Source organism: Gordonia malaquae NBRC 108250, assembly GCF_000344135.1.
GTDB lineage: Bacteria > Actinomycetota > Actinomycetes > Mycobacteriales > Mycobacteriaceae > Gordonia > Gordonia malaquae.
The window spans coordinates 20685-37869 of record NZ_BAOP01000006.1; the positions used below are offsets into that span (position 1 = coordinate 20685).

Genomic DNA, 17185 nt, shown 5'->3' on the forward strand with positions numbered 1-17185 from the left:
GGTGTGACGCGCGTCGCGCCCGCGGACCGGTAGCGTGATCGAGTGTGAACACGTGGGCATGCGCAACAGGTATCGGACTCTTGGCGACGACGCTCGCCACCATCGCATTCGTCGTCTATCGACAGCGGGAGTCGACGATTCTCAAGCGCGACGCCGAACTCGCCCAGACGCTGCGTGATCTCGCGGCGGGCGACCCGGTCCGTCTCGCCGCTGTCGACGAGTTCGAGACGGCCGTCTACAAGCGCCTGTTCTACACGGCCGAGGTCGGCCCCAAGGTTCGCAGTGCCGCGTGGGCTCTGCTCGGTGCAGTCCTGGCCGGATTCGGGGCACTGGCCCTCGACTCGCTCGACGGCACGGTCCCGATGATCATGTGGGGTGTGGTCCTCGCGGTGACGGTCATCTTCGTGCTCAGCGCATTGGCCTTCGCCGCACTGGCTCTCTACGCCGCAGCGACCACGCCGCGGGTCACCTTCGTCGACGTGGACGCGTCGGACGAGGAATGACCTCGCAGCGGGGAGCACTCCGATCCCGCCCGCTCATTGCGGGCGGAGTTCTCCTCGCCGTCGCGGCCCTGGTCGCATCCTCTGTCACGGTCGACCCGACGTCGCCCGGCATCACGTCGGCACCCGACACTCCGGCGGTGACCGTCGTCGACGACCCTTCCGTTCCTTCATCCGTGCTCGTGAGTCGGACGCTGTTCGACTCGGCGTCCACGGCGGTCGTGCTGTCCGAGAATGCCGGCGACTCCGAGCGACGCAAAGCGATCGATGTGGCGTCGGCGAACAAGATCCCGGTGCTTCAGATCGACGATGCCGGACCCGCACCGGTGGCCGCCGAGTTGTCCAGGCTCGACGTCGATCAGGTGATAGGAATCGGTCCCGGCTTGCCGGACCTCGGCGTTCCTGCCGCAGACTCGGAGTCGGCCACCGGGGCGATCCCCTCCGCGACGGCGACCGCCGACCGCCTCGTCCTGGTAGCGGGCGGCGTCGACGCGCTCGCCACCGCCGAAGCGGCCGGCGTCACCGCCGTGGGTGTGCCGATCGCGGATCCACGGTCGTCGGGAGAAGCCGTAGCCGCGTTGAAGGAAGACCCGGACCGTCCGGTCCTGGCGATCGGAGCGTTCGGGAACGAGAAGACCGCAGGCGACCGGATCGCCGCGGCGCGGACCGTCCCCGAGTTGCCGGGCGGCGGACAGATCGTCTTCCCCGGCCGTCGGATGGTGGCGCTGTACGGCTCGCCCGGCGGTGCGGATCTCGGGCCGCTGGGTGCTCAAGGGATCGACGCGTCGATCCGGCGGATACGTCGCGTCGCCGAGCCGTACAAGCGGTTGTCGGACGAGACGGTAGTCCCCGCATTCGAGATCATCGTGACCGTCGCGTCTGCTGATCCCGGATACCAGGGCAAGTACACGAACATCATCGACCCCGAGGTGATCCGGCCGTGGATCGACGCGGCAGGCAGAGCCGGCGTCTACGTGACCCTCGACCTCCAGCCTGGTCGCATGGATTTTCTGACGCAGGCCAAGATGTACCGCGATCTGTTGAAGGAACCGCACGTGGGACTGGCTCTCGACCCCGAGTGGCGTCTCAAGCCCAAACAGGTCCACCTGACTCAGATCGGGTCCGTCGACCCCGCTGAGGTCAACAAGACTGCCGACTGGCTCGCCGACCTCGTACGGACTGAGAACCTGCCACAGAAGGTGTTCGTCCTTCACCAGTTCGATGCTGACATGCTCGGCGATCGGAGCCTGCTCGACACATCGCATCCCGAACTCGCGACAGTCATCCATGCAGACGGGCACGGCACTCCGACGGTCAAGCGCGCTACCTACGAGCGGATCGTCGACGGTCTGCCGCCGAACGTGTGGCTGGGGTGGAAGAACTTCTACAAGGAGGACAAGCCGATGTTCTCGCCGCGACAGACCCTCCGTGTGCGGCCCGAGCCCTGGTTCATCTCCTACCAGTGACGGCACCTGACCCGGTGCACTCAGGTTCATCTGGTGACCTCGCGAGGACGGCAATCGATTGACTATCGATAGACATCGATCGATAATCGATGCATGGAACGACTCACAACCCTTGTCTACTGGCCGTCGAAGGCGGCCCTGGCGCTCCTGTTCGTCGGGGTCACCGTGCTGCAGACCCTCTCCTTTCCCGGGAAGTTCCGGTACATGCAGAGCATCGGGGAGATGAGCGTGGGCGAGCGGTGGACCGGCACTGCTCTCGTCGCCTACGAGTTCCTCTGCCTGCAGGTAGTGCTCGTCGCGATCTGGGTCCTGCTCGGTCGGATCCGCCGCGACCGTATCTTCGACGAGTCGTCGTTTCGCTGGGTGGACGCCATCATCTGGGCGATCGTCGGAGCGGCGCTGCTCCCCGCGGGCCTGCTGGTCGCGCTGGCACTGTTCGGCGCTCTGGACGACCCCGGGCTGCCGTTCCTGCTGACGATGGTCACTCTCGGGGGCCTTGTCCTGGCACTGCTCATGCTCGTGATGCGGTCGCTGCTGCGGCAGGCCACCACGCTGCGCTCGGACATGGACGAGGTGATCTGACGTGCCGATCGTCGTCCGCATCGACCTGGAACTCGCGCGACGGAAGATGAGCGTCGCGGAGTTCGCCGACGCGGTAGGGCTCACGCCGGCCAACGTCGCCGTGCTCAAGAACGGGCGTGCCAAGGCGATCCGGTTCTCCACCCTCGACGCGATCTGCCGTGTGCTCGAATGTCAGCCGGGGGACATCCTCCAGTGGGTCGACGAATAGGGTCCCGTCGATCCCGGAAACCTCTCCTGGCCAGGCGATTTAATAGTTCATGCATGCTCGTTGTAGGCTGTATCAGGTTGCACACGGGGTGTGGCGCAGCTTGGTAGCGCGCTTCGTTCGGGACGAAGAGGTCGTGGGTTCGAATCCCGCCACCCCGACGCTAGGTTGAGATAGCAGTTTGAGGCCCTGGCCGGAGAAGTCCGGTCGGGGCCTCACTCGTTTCTTCGACAGTGAACGTTGGCGACGATTTCCGGTCCCACGCCGGAAATCGTCGCCAACGTTGGCATGCAGTCAGCCGGTGGAGACGGCGTCGTTCACCGGTAGACCCGCATAGACGGCCACGGGGACGCCCTCGATGCGATGAACGCGCACCGTGGTGCCGAAGATGCTCGACAGCAACTCGGAGTCCATGATCTCGTCCGGCGTGCCGGAGGCGACGATCGTGCCCTTCTCGAGGACGACGATCCGATCGGCGTATGCGGCGGCGAAGTTGAGGTCGTGGACGACGACGATGATCGTCTTGCCCAAGCTGTCGGCGGTGCGGCGGAGCTGATCCATCATCCGCACCTGATGCCGCATGTCGAGATTGTTGAGCGGCTCGTCGAGCAGGATCACGTCGGTGTCCTGGGCGAGGGTCATCGCGACGTAGGCGCGCTGACGCTGTCCGCCGGACAGTTCGTCGAGGAAACGATCGGCGAGTTCGTCGAGATTGAGGAACGAGATGGCGGCGGCGATCTTGGTCTCGTCCTCGGTCGTCAATCGACCGCGGCTGTGCGGAAAACGACCGAAGGCGACCAGATCGCGGACGGAGAGCCGCGCGTTCACCGAGTTCTCCTGCCGGAGGATCGCGAGCCTGCGTGCGAGCTCAGTCGTCTTGTACTTGCCGATCGGCACCCCATCGAGCGTCGCCTCACCCGACGTCGAGTCGAGGAGCCTGCCGAGAATTGTCAGCAGGGTCGACTTGCCTGCCCCGTTCGGCCCGACGAGTGCCGTCACACCGCCGCGTGGGAACTCGCCGGACACCGGTCCGAGGACCGTGGTTTCCGCGTACTTCTTGGTGAGGTCGGAGAACTCGATCACGATGACTTCCTCAGTAGTAGGACGGCGAGGAACACGATGCCGCCGACGAACTCGATCAGCACGGTCAGCTGACCGCTCGCGTAGAAGATGTTGTGGAGCACGAACTGTCCGGCGGCGAGCATCGTGACGCCGATGAGGAAGGCCATCGGCAGCGTCGCGCGGTGCCGCCAGTCGCCTGCGAACTCGTACGCGAGCGTCGCGACGATGAACCCGAAGAACGTCAGGGGTCCGACGAGTGCCGTCGACACCGACACGAGCAGTGCGATCAGGACCAACGCGAGGGTCAGTTCGCGTTTGTGGTCGACGCCGAGGCCCGTCGCCGACTCGCGCCCGAGCAGGACGACGTCGTACACGTGTCTGCGCCGCCAGACGATCACACCGACTACCAGGCAGATCACCGCGGCGATGGGCAGCAGCTCGACGTTGACCGATCCGAGACGGCCGAAGAGTTTGATCGAAAGCGCGTCGAAGTCGGTCGGCGACAGCAGTCGCTGCAGGAACTCGGAGACCGCGCGGAACGCGAGGCCGATCACGACACCGGCGAGGAGCAGCAGGAACAGGCTGGAGAAGCGCCCCGAGAACAACCAGCGGTAGAGCACGGCGGCGAACAGGACCATCGTCAGCGTCTGGAACAGGAACTGCGGCACCGTGTCGGAGTTGTCGACGAACTTGGCGCCGACGACTGCGACACCGACCGTCTGGATGAGCACGTACAGCGAGTCGAGCCCGATGATCGACGGCGTGAGAATCCGGTTGTGGGTCACCGTGTGGAACAGCACGGTGGCGACCGCCTGGCAGTACGCGGCCAGCAGGATCGCCGCGACGGTGCGGAGACGCCGCTGGAACGAACTGTTCCCGAATCGGAAGTCCCAGCGCAGGACGTCGTCGGCACCGGTCCGCAGCATCAGATAGAGGCAGACGGCAGCGACGGCGAGCACGCCCGCCACGACGAGACGTGACTTCCAGCCGAAGCGGCTCGACGCAGTCGTCACAGCGGGTGCGGCGGTGGCGTCAGAGAGCGACACTGGTCCTCCTCGAGAAGATCAGGGCGAGGAACACGACGGCGCCGATCACGCCCATCACGACAGAGGTGGGGATCTCCATGGGGCGGACGACAACACGCCCGATGAGGTCACAACCGATGATGAGAACTGTGGAGAGCAGCGCGATCGCCGGCAGGTTCGACCGCAGGTCGTCGCCGCGGACGGCGCTGACCATGTTCGGGACGATCAGGCCGAGGAACGGCATGAACCCGACCACCACACTGGTGACACCCGAGGCGAGTGCCACCATGGCGACACCGAGCCCGACGGTCGCACCGTAGTTCAACCCGAGGCTCGTGGCGACGTCTTTGCCGAGCCCCGCGATCGTGAAGTAGTTCGCGAGCGCGTACGACGCGACGGCGATCACCAGGACCGCCCACAACGGTTCGTAGAAGCCGCGGACGATGTGCGAGAAGCCGCCGGACCGCCACGCGACAACCGCCTGAAGCAGGTTGTTCTGGATTGCGAGGAGCGTGGACGCGGAGGCGACGACGGCGCCGAGCATGAGACCGACGAGAGGCACGATGGCGGACCGCCGTGCTCGGATGCGGTTGATGATGCCGAGGAAGATCAGCGTTCCGACGAGTGCCGTGGCCGAGGCTACGAGCATGCGGACCAGCGGCGGGGCGCCTGGAATCCAGAGGAGACAGGCCAGGACGCCGAGCCCGGCCCATTCGGCGGTTCCGGCGGTCGTCGGCTCCACGAACCTGTTCTGAGTCAGGCGCTGCATGATGACGCCGGAGAAGCTCATGGCGATGCCCGCGAGGATCAGCGCGAGGGTGCGGGGGACGCGCGAGATGAAGAACATCCGCCACATCTCGCTGTCTCCGGTGGCCAGGCCGCCGACGGTGATCCGGTACTCGCCGATCATCAGCGAGCCCACGACCAGGGCCGCGGTCGCGGTGATCAGCGCGGGCATGGCGAAACGCCTCACCGGCGACACCGATGTGGGTGTCGCCGGTGAGGCGGTGTCAGACGTGGTGACCACAGGACTACTTCTGGCCGCCCATGGTCTTGGCGATCGTGTCGTAGTTCTCGCCGTAGCACTGGATGCCTTCACGCAGGTAGAAACCCGGGTCGAGGTAGACGATCTGGTTCTTCGTCGTGAACTCGGTGTTCTTGAACGCGTCCTGTGCGGCGAACACCGCAGAAGCCGGCTGCGGCTTGGAACCGTCCTCCGGCTCGACGGCGGCGTCACGGTCCATCACGATGACCCACTGGGGGTTGGCCTGGGCGATCGCCTCGGGAGTCAGGCCCGAGTTCTGATGGTGGTCGCCGCCCTGACCTGCGAAGACGTCCTTGAGATTGAGGGGCTCGGTGAGCGGGCTCATGCGCTTGGCGCCATTGTCGATCTTGCCGCCGTTGACGATCGACAGGAACACCGTCTGGCCGTTCGTCGCCTTCTTGGCCGCGTCGAGCTTGGCGTTGAAGTCGGCGATGATCTGCTTAGCCTGATCCTCCTTGCCGAAGATCTTGCCGAGGGTCTCGGTCTGGGCGATCATCGCGGCGACGCGACCGTTCGGTGCGTCATCGCTTGCGGAGATGTCGATGAATGCGCCGTCGGACTCGTCGGCGATCTTCTTGAGTTCGGCTTCATGCTTCGAGAAGCGGTAGCCGCCGATGATCAGGTCGGGCTGGACGTCGGCGATGACGTCGAACTTCGGCTCCGAGTGGACGCCGACGTCCTTGATGTCGTTGTCGTCGATCCATTCGCCGAGGTGCTGCTTCGAGTACAGCTGCTTGGGAATTGCGACGGGCGTGACGCCGAACGCCTTGAGCGTCTCGGCACTCGTGTTGTCGAGCGCGACGACGCGGGTCGGGTTGACGGGGACGTCGACGTCGCCCTTGTTGGTGCTGACGGTGATCGTCTCGCCGGACGCGGACGCCTCGTCGGCGGTGGTCGAGCACGCGCTGAGTGCGAGGCTTCCTGCGAGTACCACTGCTGCCGCGGTCGCGGCAGTGCGCATTCTCGTGAACTTCATGATTCTTCCTCCGGGCGTTAAAGGTAACGCAAACCTAACATAGTGTAGGTTTACCAACTTGCCCGGCCGAGAATTAGCTGGTCACGACCTCCAGGCTCGGCAGTGTGAGATCGATGTCGACATCGCCGCCGCCGTTCGGGACCGCAGTGAGGGTGAGAAGAGTGGCTTCGGGCCTGCAACTGAATCGAGCAGGAGCGTACGGCGATGTGCCCAGGCCGGCGCTGACGTGCAGTGCCATCGACGCTCCCCAACGTGACAGGCCCTTCACGCGCGAGCGGTCGATGTGGCAGTTGGTCACCAAAGCTCCGTAGCCCGGCACGCACAGCTGCCCGCCGTGAGTGTGCCCCGCCATCACGAGGTCGTAGCCGTCGTCGGCGAACGCGTCGAGGACACGCGGCTCGGGGGAGTGGGTGAGGCCGAGACGCAATTGGGCGAGCGGGTTCGGGCGGCCCGCGATCGTCTCGTAACGGTCGCGTTCGATGTGTGGATCGTCCACACCCGCCGACGCGACGCGCACCCCTGCCACTTCGAGTTCGCGGACTGCGTGGGTCGCGTCGAGCCATCCCCGTTCGGTGAACGCCGCACGGAGGTCCTGCCACGGCAGCGGCTCTCCGTGTGTGCGCTTGTGATCCTTTTTGAAGTACTTGAACGGATTCTTCGGTTTGGGGCCGAAGTAGTCGTTCGACCCGAACACGAAGAGCCCGGGTCGCGACAGGAGTCCGCCGAGCGACTGGACGACCGCCGGCACCGCGTTCGGGTGTGCGAGATTGTCGCCGGTGTTGACGACGAGGTCGGGTTCGAGCGAGTCGAGCTCGGAGATCCACGCCTGCTTGAGGTGCTGATTCGGCATCATGTGGATGTCGCTGATGTGCAACACCCGCAACGACGACGATCCCGGTTCGAGGATCGGCGCAGTCACATGACGGAGAGCGAACGCGTTGCGCTCGATCACTGTCGAATAGACGAGGCCTGCGGCGGCGGCGCCTGCCGCACCCGCGGCGAGACGGGCCACGCGGGACGAGGGATCGGAACCGGGGAGCATGCGTCCACGATACGCGCGCCGTCTGCCGGGGCGTGCCTCGTCAGTCCTAGCTCACTCGTCGGGGACCTCGATCACGACCGGCCCGACGCCGGGCACCTCGACGGTCTTCTCGATCATCTTCTCGCCGTTGCGTCCGCGCGGCCCCGTGGACGGCCCACGGCCGTTGCTCACGTAGACGGCGATCGTGCTGCCGGGCATCGCGCTGTCGGACGGTGCGGTGAACACAACGGTGCCCTTAGGGCGTCCGCTGTCGACTTCGAGCTCGTTCACCTTGAAGCCGGCCTCCTGCAGGCGGGCGGTCGCTTGGCTCACCGGCAGGCCGCTCACCTGTGGAATCCGGCCGCGGTCGGAACCTGCAACGAACTGCGGGTCGACAGGCGGCATCGCGACAGGTCCGAACTTCTGCGCGATCGGCAGGATCGCGTTCATCCACGTGCGGGCCGGTTCATAGCCGCCGTACACGTCGCCGTCGTAGCACTGGCGCAGCGGTGCAGTGCAGATTCCGGCAGGCGTCGGTCCGTCGTTGTAGACATACGATGCCGCGGCCATCTGGTTGGTGAAACCGAGGAACGCCGCCGAGCGGTGCGCCTCCGTCGTTCCGGTCTTGCCCGACAGCGGAAGGTTCCATCCGGTCGAGCGTGCGGCCTGTGCTGACGTGCCGATACCGCGGTCGTCCTCGCTCATCGCGTTGGCCAAGGTGTTCGCGAGCCCGGCCTCCACGACCTGTTCGCACTTGGGGGCGGTGAACGGAACGGCGGTCAGGGCCGGCTTGCCGTTCTCGTCCATCACCCGGTTGCCGTACTGGTCGCGCTTGGCCTGCTGGATGGAGACGATCGGATTCGGCGGGCACCAGGTGCCGCCGGACGCCAGCGTCGCCGCCACATTCGACAGTTCGAGCGCGTTCACTGCGAACGGGCCGAGGGTGAACGAACCGAAGTTGCCCTTCTTGATGTAATCGGCCAGCGACTGGTCACCGTTGCCCGACGTTCCTGGAGAGTTGTACGACCGCAGACCGAGTCGGACCGCCATGTCGACCGCGGGCTTCACTCCGACCTGCTGCAGGAGTTGGACGAACGTCGTGTTCGGCGACGTCGCGAGCGCCTGCGTCACCGACGCCTGTGGGGCGTACGCGCCGGCGTTCTTGACGCAGTAGGCGTTCGCGGGGCAACCGTTGGCGCCGTTGCTGTTGCCCATCCCGAAGACGGAGACGCTCGACGGAACGGGCAGTACTGCGCTGGTTCCGAGTCCCTTCTCCATCGCGGCCGCCGTGGTGAACAGCTTGAACACCGAACCGGCGCCGTCGCCGACCATCGAGAACGGCTGGGGCTGGACGGTCTGATCCTTCTTCGCGTCCAGGCCGTAGTTTCGGCTCGACACCATCGAGACCACGTCGTGCGACTGCTTGCCCGGGCGGACGATGCTCATCACGTTGGCGATGCCCTCGGTGTGCGGATCGGCCTGTGCCTGTGCTGCGCGCAGGGCCGACGCCTGGACCGCGGGGTCGAGCGTGGTGCGGATCAGGTACCCGCCGCGCATCACCTGTTGGCGAGAGATGCCGTTGTCCGCGAGGTACTGCAGGACGTAGTCGCAGAAGAATCCGGCGTTGTCGGCGGCGATGCATCCCTGCGTCGGCGTGCGTGGCTCGCGAAGCACTCCAAGCGGCTTCTCCTTGGCCGCCGTCAGCTCGGCCCTGCGCTCTGGGAAGTTGTCGATCATGGTGTCCAGCACCAGATTTCGTCGGGCGGTTGTCGCCTTCGGATCGGTGTAGGGATTGAGGCCTGAGCTCGACTGGACCATGCCGGCGAGCATCGCGGCCTGCTCGACCGTCAGCTCGTTGGCAGAGTGGCCGAAATAGGTCTGGGCGGCTGCCTCGATGCCGTAGGCGTTGTTTCCGAACGGGACGACGTTCAGGTACCGCGTGATGATCTGCTTCTTCGCGTCCTGCTTGGCGGCGGCGTCGTCCAGCCCGCGGTCGCGTTTGGCCTGGTCGATGAGCGTCTGCTCGAGTGTCAACGCCATACGGACTTCGCGGAGCTTACGGGCGGGCGTGGTCTCGATCGCTGCTTGGCGTTCGGCCTCGGTGCGGGCGAGGACGAGCAGTTGATAGTTCTTGATGTACTGCTGATCGAGAGTGGACGCGCCCTGTTGGACGTCGCCGGACGCCGAGTTCTTCAGCGCCGCTCGGATGGTGCCGCGCCAGTCGACGCCGTCGTGTTCGAGGAATCGTCGATCCTCGATGGAGATGATCGCTCGGATCATGTCCTGCGAGATGTCGTTGTACCCGACCTGATAGCGGTACTGATCGAAGAGCTGCGCGATCGGCTTGCCGGTCGAGTCGGTCACGGTGGTGACCTCCGGCAGGGTGCCGTTCAGCAGTTCCGAGGAACTGTTCTCCATCGTCGCCGCAGCTCGATTGGTCAGGACGCCGATTCCGCCGACGACTGGAAACAGGAGGCCCGCAAGCAGGACGCCCGCCATGACGCAGGCGACCGCGAGGCCGGCCAGGTTCGTTGTCTTCCGCACGGTCGCCAGGATACGTGTGCTGTCGAGTACACCCGGGTAGCGACCTGCGGGATCTGCGCCTTACCGGGCCATTGGCGGCTCGACTTGATTTGCGATGGGCGTCTCAATAGGGTGATGGACGTGAGCTACCCCACAATGCGCACAAATGCAGGGTGACGCTCAGCTTGAGATCTTATGCGCGGGTCGAGCGTCGGTCCGTGTCGATGGGTTTGTGAAAGGTGGGATCGCGCAATGACTTTGGCGCCGTTGTCCTCCGGAGATTCGGAAACACGCCTTACCTGGGTATCGCAGGCGCGCTGTCGCGGCGGTAATCCGGACGACCTCTTCGTTCGAGGGGCCGCCCAGCGCAAAGCCGCAACCATCTGCCGGCACTGCCCGGTCCAGATGGAGTGCGGCGCGGACGCGCTCGACAACCGTGTCGAGTTCGGCGTCTGGGGAGGAATGACAGAGCGCCAGCGTCGCGCTCTGCTCCGCCAGCATCCCGAGGTCACCTCGTGGGCGGAGTTCTTCGACGCTCAGCGCCGCCGCCAGCGGATCGGCGCAGTCCCCGACAAGATGTGATGTGACGAGCCCGGCGATCAGATCGCCGGGCTCGCGTGCATCTGCCGCGTGTTCGCTGTCAGTGACGCGCGAACAGTTCGATCAGCTGGACCTGGAGTTCGCCGACCAGTCCGCCGAGTATCGCTCCGATCGCTATCATCAGCGGTTCGTCGTCCTTGAAGACCGGGCGCATGATCGACTCGTACTCGGCTTCGGTCAGTTCGCTCATCTTCTCGACGATGGTGTTCTCCAGGTCGATGGTGGTGAGTGCGTAGTCGTTGGCGTGAGCGAGAGTGTCGGGAACGTGCGCGAGCACGTCGACGACCACTTTGTCTTTGAGCTCCCGGTACTTCTGCGTGCCGACCGTGAGGCTCACCAGCGGCTTGGCCAACGACACTTGAGAATCGATCGCCGACTCCAACTCACGTGCGACGAGTGCGAACAGCTTGTCCGAGCCCGGACCCTCGAGGATTCCCTGGATGAGGTTCTCCGGCGAGAACAGATCCTCGGCGAGGATCTTCGCGTAGTCGCGGGTGATCTTGTCGCGCTGTGCGTGAAGCAGGCCCTGGAAGCGGATGAAGCCGAGGTACTTCTTCGGGAGCTGAGGCCGGAAGAGCATGTTCAGTGCGATGTAGTCGCTGATGAAGCCGACGCTGAATCCGAAGATCGGCATGATCCACGGGTTTTGGAACAGGGCCCACGCGACCATCTGCACCAGGCCGATGCCGAACCCGAAGTAGATCCCCGAGCGACGGACGAAGCTCATCGCATCCGACGTGACCGTCTTGAGAAGGGTGTTCAGCTTCTCCTTGTTGCGGACCAAAGTCGTGACCGCCAGGTATTGCAGGTCGAGGTACCGCGAGATGTCGGCCCGCATCTCGTCGAACAGCTTCTCGACGACGACCGGCGCCTGCTGTTGAATCCGCGAGTGAACAGCGCGGCGAGCGGCGGACGGCAGACTGTCCCACAGGCCTGGCCGAACCTGTTCGGCGATGTCGCGAGTGATCTCCTCGATGGTCGACGTCAACGGCTCGCGGATCGCCTCGACGGCTTCCTGAGCGTCGAAGCGTTCCAGCAGTTCCTCGGGACGCAGCAGATTGGACGTCAGAAGTTGGATCGTCGTCGCGCCGACTTTGCCGGCCCGACGTGGGACGATGCCCTGCCAGCCGATGGGGCCGACGCCGCGGAACTCGATCGGCTTGAAGATCATCTCGAGCGCCACGATCTTGGTGCTCCAGCCGACGAATGCCGCGATGATCGGCATCGACAGGTAGATCAGCCAGTTCAGACCGAAGTCGTGGGTGATCTCACTCCACGTCTGAATGGCCACGACGTGTGTCGTCATCTCAGTCGCCGTCTGCCATCGCGGTGGTCCACAGGTCCATGCCCAGTGACGACAGCCGCAGGGTCCGCCGTTCGACGCGCGGTCCGACAGGTCCCACCGACGACGATTTGATGGCCTTGAGCACCATCGTCTCGGCTGCCAGGACCTCGTAGTCGACCTTCAGGTCGGGATCTTCCGGCCCCACCTCGAGCAACCCGAGATTGAGCAGGTTCGTGACGTATGCGGGGACCATCTCGGGCAGCGCGAGATTCGCCGTCCGGCCGATCAATGCGGCGTTCTCCAGCACTGGTGAGCGCGACGATGTTCGACTGATCACGTTGATCAGCGGTGACACCGTGCCGTCGGACAGTGCGCCGACGATCCGAGCTTCGTCGGCGACGAGTTGACCGAGAATGCGGGTGAACAGTTCCAGTCTGCTGGCGGCGGTGCCCTGGTTGAGGGCCTGGTCGAGGAGGCCGTTCATTCGTTCGGTGAGCTGCTGCGCAGGGGCGGGTTCCAGTGCGGCACGCTGCGGTTCGGCCTTGACCGTCTTATCCGCGGGTGCGTCGTCGGCGGCAGGCGAATCGGGGTCGATCGCGTCGAGTCCGGCTCTGGCGAGCGCCAGGAACTGTTCTTCGGTCCACTCCGCATAGCTGAGTGCGGTCCGAGTGATGGACACGGCGGAGCCGAGCAGGGCTCGTGGGTCGAACAGGCTGCTCATGGATCCCCTTTCGTACCGGTCGCCGCTGGGCGCGGTCGCATCAGCGTACTAGTACGGGAGAGGGTATTGGTCAGTTCTCGGAGCCAAAGAGAGTTATATAACAATATTCATTGGTACGAATTAGCCTCGGCTCACGATCTGTTCGGCGACGGCCCGCAGCGCGTCGGAGTCGGCGACCTCGAACGGAAGGGCAGGCACCCCGACGATCGGGACGCTGGGATGTGACGAGGTGAACCGCTGCAACAGGTGCAGCTCGCGCTTTGCGGTCGCCGCGCGATCGACATGCACCTGGAGCACTCCGCGGGTCAGGTCGTCGTCGACGGTCTCGAGTGCGGCCGCTGTCGCAGGGGTCGACAACGAGGTCAGATTCGGGTGCGTGCGGTTGGCGATGAGACCGGCGAGCGGCATGGTGTCCTTCGACAGGCGGTCCACGAAGAACGACGCCTCACGCAGCGCGTCCGGCTCGGGCGCTGCCACCACCACGAACTGGGTGCCGGGTCGTTTCAGCAGGTCGTACGTGCGGGCTGCTCGTTCGGAGAACCCTCCGAACATCGAATCGAGGGACTGCACGAACATCGCGACGTCGCGCAGGATGTCGCCGCCGACGATCGTCGAGATGCCGCGCATCGCCATGCTCATCGCGCCCGTCACGACACGGCCGACCCCGCGCCCGCCGCCGACGAGCATCTTCATCAGGCGTCCGGAGAGGAACGAGCTCAACCGTTGGGGCGCGTCGAGGAAGTCGAGGGCGTTCCGCGACGGGGGAGTGTCGACGACGATGAGGTCCCAGCGGTTCTCGTCGAGCAGCCGGCCCAGCTTCTCCATCGCCATGTACTCCTGCGTGCCGGAGAACGACGACGCCACCGTCTGATAGAACGCGTTGTTCATGATCGCTTCGGCACGTTCGGGAGTCGAGTGCTCCACCACCATGTCGTCGAAGGTCCGGCGCATGTCGAGCATCATCGCGTCCAACGTGCCCTTCGACTCCGGCGACACGGGCACCGGCTGCGGTTCGTTCGTCAGCTCGCTCACGCCCAACGACTGCGCGAGACGCCGCGCCGGGTCGATCGTGAGGACCGCGACCGTGCGGCCCTGTTCGGCGGCGTGCAGGGCCATCGCCGCAGCGGTCGTCGTCTTGCCGACTCCGCCGGAGCCGCAGCAGATCACAACGCGGGTGGTCGGGTCGGCGAGGACCGCGCCCATCTTCAGGTCGGGCATCAGACTCCCGCTTTCTTCAGGACGTCGGCGAGTTCGTAGAGGCCACCGAGGTCGATGCCTTCTTCCACTGTCGGCAGTTCGATCTGGGGGACGTCGACGTCGTCGAGTTCGGAGCGTGCGATGTGTTGTGCCTGCAGGCGCGACGCGTACTGGATGGTCTCGGTGAGCAGCCCGGCGAGGTCGGCGTCGGTGAGGTTCACACCGGCGCCGGTGATCGACTCGCGGATCCGGTCGGCGTCGATGGCGCCCTCGGCGATCTCGTCGAGCATCTCTTCGGGAAGGTGCGCCGGCTCCACGCGATTCACCAGGACCGACCCGACCGGGAGGCCCTTTCCTCGGAGTTCGTCGATCGCCTCGACGGTCTCCTGGATCGGCATGGCTTCGAGGAGTGTGCAGAGGTGGACGGCGGTGTCGGCCGAGTGCAGCAGCCGGACGACGCCGTCGCTCTGATTGCGAATGGGGCCGGTCTTCGCGAGATCGGCCATCGCCGATGTCACGTCGAGGAAGTTGCCGATACGGCCGGTCGGTGGGGAGTCGACGACGATCGAGTCGTAGAGGCGGTGCCCCTTCTTGTCGACGGCGATCACACGTTCCTTGATCTTTCCGGTGATCACCACGTCGCGCAGGCCGGGCGCGACGGTGGTCACGAAGTCGATCGCACCGACCCGCTTGATCGCGCGACCGGCGAATCCGAGGTTGTAGAACATGTCGAGGTACTCGAGCAGCGCGTACTCGATCTCCAGTGCAAGCCCCCACACCGAGCCGCCGCCCTCCAGCGATGCGACTTGAGTGTCGACCGGCGGCAGGGGAGCACTGTCGAAGAGTTGGGCGATGCCCTGACGCTCCTCGCACTCCACGAGCAGCACGCGCTGCCCCTTGGCGGCCAATGCCAACGCCAATGCCGCGGCGACAGTCGTCTTGCCGGTTCCACCCTTGCCGGACACGAAATGCAGCCTGGCGTCGCGTGCCGCGGGCGGCCACGCCGTTCCGGCGTCCGTCATCTGATTCTCGACCACGGGGTTCACCTTATCGACCGCGGCAACAGAGGCGTTCGCTAACCGATAAGGTGAGCGTCATGAGCGCACCTACCGCCTGGGAATACGTCACCGTTCCGCTGCTGACACACGCGACGAAGCAGATCCTCGATCAGTGGGGAGCAGACGGATGGGAACTGGTCAGCGTCCTGCCCGGCCCCACCGGTGAACAGCACGTCGCCTACTTGAAGCGTCCGAAGGGCTGAGTGTCATGGGACAGTGGTCGGATCGTCTCGCCGAACTCGGCATCACCCTGCCCGCCGTGGTCGCGCCGGTCGGCAGCTACACCCCGGCACTGCGTGTCGGCGACTTCGTCTACACGTCGGGTCAGCTGCCCGTCGTCGACGGCAAGCTCGACGTCGTCGGCAAGGTGTCCGAAGGCGCCGAGGGAGTGGTTCGTCCGAACCAGGCCAACGCCGCAGCGCGTCAGTGTGCCCTCAACGCTCTGGCCGCCGTCGATTCGGTGGCAGGTCTCGACAACATCGTCCGCGTGGTGAAACTGGTCGGCTTCGTCGCCTCGGCGAACGGCTTCACCGGTCAGCCCGGCGTGATCAACGGCGCATCCGACCTGATCGGTGAGATCTTCGGCGACGCAGGTGTCCACGCCCGCTCGGCCGTCGGCGTCGCGGAACTTCCGCTCGGCGCTCCGGTCGAGGTGGAACTGATCGTCCAGGTGCGCTGATCTCCATGACCGACGTGAACACTCCGGTGCACCCCGCCTACGAGACGGTCCGTGAAGTGACACCGTTCGCGTCGGTCGTGCTGTGCCACAACCCCGGGCTGATGGAGCTCGACGGCACGAACACCTGGGTTCTGCGTGCACCCGGATCGTCGACGGCAGTCGTCGTCGATCCGGGCCCGAAGAAGCACCGCAAGCACCTCGAGACGGTGCTCGGCGTCGCCTGTGAGGTCGAGCTGACGCTGTTCACACATCGTCATCATGACCATGTGGGTGCGTTGAAGCGTTTCCGCACCATGTCCGGAGCGCCGAGCCGGGCGTACTCGGACGAGTTCTCGAAGGGCGCCTCGCGTCTCAAAGACCGCGAGGTGATCGAGGCCGCAGGTCTTCGGATCACGGTGATCCACACGCCGGGGCACACTGCGGACTCGACGAGCTTCCTCGTCGAGCACAACGGCCAGAAGGCGATCGTCACCGGCGACACCGTGCTCGGCAGCGGCACCACGGTCCTGGACCCGCGGGACGGCACCCTCGCGGACTACTTCAATTCCCTCAATCGTCTGATCGTCGAGGCGTCGGACGCAGTGATGTTGCCCGGCCACGGTCCCGACCACGCCGAACTGGGGCCGGTCGCAAGGTTCTACAAACAGCACCGCGAGGAACGACTCGACCAGATCCGCGGTGCGCTCGACGCTCTCGACGTCTCCGCGCACGACGCGAAGCCGATGAAGATCGTCAAGAAGGTCTACGCCGACGTCGACAAGAAGCTGTGGCCCGCCGCCCGCATGTCGGTGAAGACCCAGCTGGAGTACCTCCGCACCCTCTAGCTGCCTGCTCCAGAGCGCGCCCCCGCTGCTCCTTGAGACATCCCAGAACGGGAACGTGTCAAGCAGGGACCTCGAGATCGGCGTTCGCCCACGCGATCGCGGGGTCGTACCGGTGGTGTCGAGCTAGGCAACCATGGAGAATCCCTGTCAGTTTGTTCGCGAGCTGGCGGAGTGCGGCGTTGTGTTTGACCCCTCGATCGCGCTGTCTGCGGTAGTAGGCGTGCGCATGCTTGTCGTGCATGATCGCAGCGTTGGCCTGTCGTATCGCGGCGTCGAGGGCCCAGTCGTTGCCGGCTTTGCGGGCGCAGACGATGCGGAGCTTTCCGGACTGGCGGGTGAGGGGGCTGGTCTGGGCGAAGTTCCGGCGGTCCTTCGCTGTCCGGAAGCGGGTGGAGTTGTCGCCGTACTCGCCGCAT

At 65.4% G+C, this 17185-nt stretch carries 19 protein-coding genes and 1 tRNA gene; 9 read left to right on the forward strand and 11 right to left on the reverse strand.

Annotated features, from left to right (window positions below; all coding sequences use genetic code 11):
- Positions 1-44 precede the first annotated feature (44 nt).
- The 5 genes from GM1_RS05720 (at position 45) to GM1_RS05740 (ending at position 2914) form a co-directional block, all read left to right on the forward strand.
- Positions 45-503: a hypothetical protein gene (locus tag GM1_RS05720; protein WP_040519600.1), complete on the forward strand. Its 459-nt coding sequence runs from the start codon at positions 45-47 to the stop codon at positions 501-503.
- Positions 500-1966: a hypothetical protein gene (locus GM1_RS05725; protein WP_008377286.1), complete on the forward strand. Its 1467-nt coding sequence runs from the start codon at positions 500-502 to the stop codon at positions 1964-1966. The genes GM1_RS05720 and GM1_RS05725 overlap by 4 nt, the downstream gene beginning before the upstream one ends.
- 93 nt (positions 1967-2059) lie before the next feature.
- A complete protein-coding gene (locus GM1_RS05730) occupies positions 2060-2548 on the forward strand; it encodes a DUF2975 domain-containing protein (RefSeq protein ID WP_008377288.1) in 489 nt (162 codons plus the stop codon).
- Position 2549: 1 nt separating this feature from the next.
- The gene (locus GM1_RS05735; protein WP_008377290.1) at positions 2550-2756 is read left to right on the forward strand and encodes a helix-turn-helix domain-containing protein; all 207 of its coding nucleotides are present in this window, start codon (positions 2550-2552) and stop codon (positions 2754-2756) included.
- An 84-nt stretch (positions 2757-2840) separates the two neighbouring features.
- Positions 2841-2914 (forward strand) — tRNA-Pro (locus GM1_RS05740).
- Positions 2915-3047: 133 nt separating this feature from the next.
- On the opposite strand, the gene GM1_RS05745 is transcribed toward GM1_RS05740, so the two are convergent.
- The 6 genes from GM1_RS05745 to GM1_RS05770 all read right to left on the reverse strand — a co-directional run bounded on the left by GM1_RS05745 (position 3048) and on the right by GM1_RS05770 (position 10381).
- A complete protein-coding gene (locus GM1_RS05745; protein ID WP_008377292.1) occupies positions 3048-3836 on the reverse strand; it encodes an iron ABC transporter ATP-binding protein in 789 nt (262 codons plus the stop codon).
- The gene (locus GM1_RS05750; protein WP_008377294.1) at positions 3833-4861 is read right to left on the reverse strand and encodes an iron chelate uptake ABC transporter family permease subunit; all 1029 of its coding nucleotides are present in this window, start codon (positions 4859-4861) and stop codon (positions 3833-3835) included. Before GM1_RS05750 ends, GM1_RS05745 begins: the two co-directional genes overlap by 4 nt.
- Positions 4848-5867, reverse strand: a complete 1020-nt coding sequence (locus GM1_RS05755) for an ABC transporter permease (protein WP_244874755.1) — start codon at positions 5865-5867, stop codon at positions 4848-4850. Before GM1_RS05755 ends, GM1_RS05750 begins: the two co-directional genes overlap by 14 nt.
- Positions 5868-5871: 4 nt before the next feature.
- Positions 5872-6861: a siderophore ABC transporter substrate-binding protein gene (locus GM1_RS05760; protein ID WP_008377297.1), complete on the reverse strand. Its 990-nt coding sequence runs from the start codon at positions 6859-6861 to the stop codon at positions 5872-5874.
- Positions 6862-6934: 73 nt separating this feature from the next.
- Positions 6935-7903, reverse strand: a complete 969-nt coding sequence (locus GM1_RS05765) for a metallophosphoesterase (RefSeq protein WP_008377299.1) — start codon at positions 7901-7903, stop codon at positions 6935-6937.
- A 51-nt stretch (positions 7904-7954) separates the two neighbouring features.
- Positions 7955-10381, reverse strand: coding sequence for a penicillin-binding protein (locus tag GM1_RS05770; RefSeq protein ID WP_052005329.1), 2427 nt, complete (start codon positions 10379-10381; stop codon positions 7955-7957).
- Positions 10382-10657: 276 nt separating this feature from the next.
- On the opposite strand from GM1_RS05770, the gene GM1_RS05775 reads away from it, so the two are divergent.
- Positions 10658-10987, forward strand: a complete 330-nt coding sequence (locus tag GM1_RS05775; protein WP_008377303.1) for a WhiB family transcriptional regulator — start codon at positions 10658-10660, stop codon at positions 10985-10987.
- A 58-nt stretch (positions 10988-11045) separates the two neighbouring features.
- Here GM1_RS05775 and GM1_RS05780 read toward each other — a convergent pair whose 3' ends face one another.
- The 4 genes from GM1_RS05780 to bagA all read right to left on the reverse strand — a co-directional run bounded on the left by GM1_RS05780 (position 11046) and on the right by bagA (position 15230).
- On the reverse strand, positions 11046-12311 hold the full coding sequence (locus GM1_RS05780; protein ID WP_008377304.1) for a DUF445 domain-containing protein: 1266 nt from the start codon (positions 12309-12311) through the stop codon (positions 11046-11048).
- 1 nt (position 12312) lies between these two features.
- A complete protein-coding gene (locus GM1_RS05785) occupies positions 12313-13011 on the reverse strand; it encodes an Abi-alpha family protein (RefSeq protein ID WP_008377305.1) in 699 nt (232 codons plus the stop codon).
- A gap of 120 nt (positions 13012-13131) precedes the next feature.
- Positions 13132-14229: an ArsA family ATPase gene (bagB, locus tag GM1_RS05790; protein WP_008377306.1), complete on the reverse strand. Its 1098-nt coding sequence runs from the start codon at positions 14227-14229 to the stop codon at positions 13132-13134.
- Positions 14229-15230: an ATPase BagA gene (gene bagA / locus GM1_RS05795; protein ID WP_052005330.1), complete on the reverse strand. Its 1002-nt coding sequence runs from the start codon at positions 15228-15230 to the stop codon at positions 14229-14231. The genes bagB and bagA overlap by 1 nt, the downstream gene beginning before the upstream one ends.
- Before the next feature lie 74 nt (positions 15231-15304).
- Here bagA and sp36 point away from each other — a divergent pair, with 74 nt between their 5' ends.
- From sp36 to GM1_RS05805, 3 genes are read left to right on the forward strand one after another with little or no spacing between them, the layout of a single operon-like run.
- Positions 15305-15469 (forward strand): Sp36 family protein, encoded by a 165-nt coding sequence (gene sp36 / locus GM1_RS22170; RefSeq protein WP_008377309.1) that lies wholly within the window; start codon positions 15305-15307, stop codon positions 15467-15469.
- Positions 15470-15474: 5 nt separating this feature from the next.
- Positions 15475-15945, forward strand: coding sequence for a RidA family protein (locus tag GM1_RS05800; RefSeq protein ID WP_008377310.1), 471 nt, complete (start codon positions 15475-15477; stop codon positions 15943-15945).
- Positions 15946-15950: 5 nt separating this feature from the next.
- Entirely contained in the window at positions 15951-16769 is an 819-nt protein-coding gene (locus GM1_RS05805) for an MBL fold metallo-hydrolase (protein ID WP_008377311.1), read from the forward strand.
- 58 nt (positions 16770-16827) lie between these two features.
- Here GM1_RS05805 and GM1_RS05810 read toward each other — a convergent pair.
- The coding region (locus GM1_RS05810; RefSeq protein ID WP_008377312.1) for a transposase at positions 16828-17185 on the reverse strand (358 nt) is incomplete at its 5' end.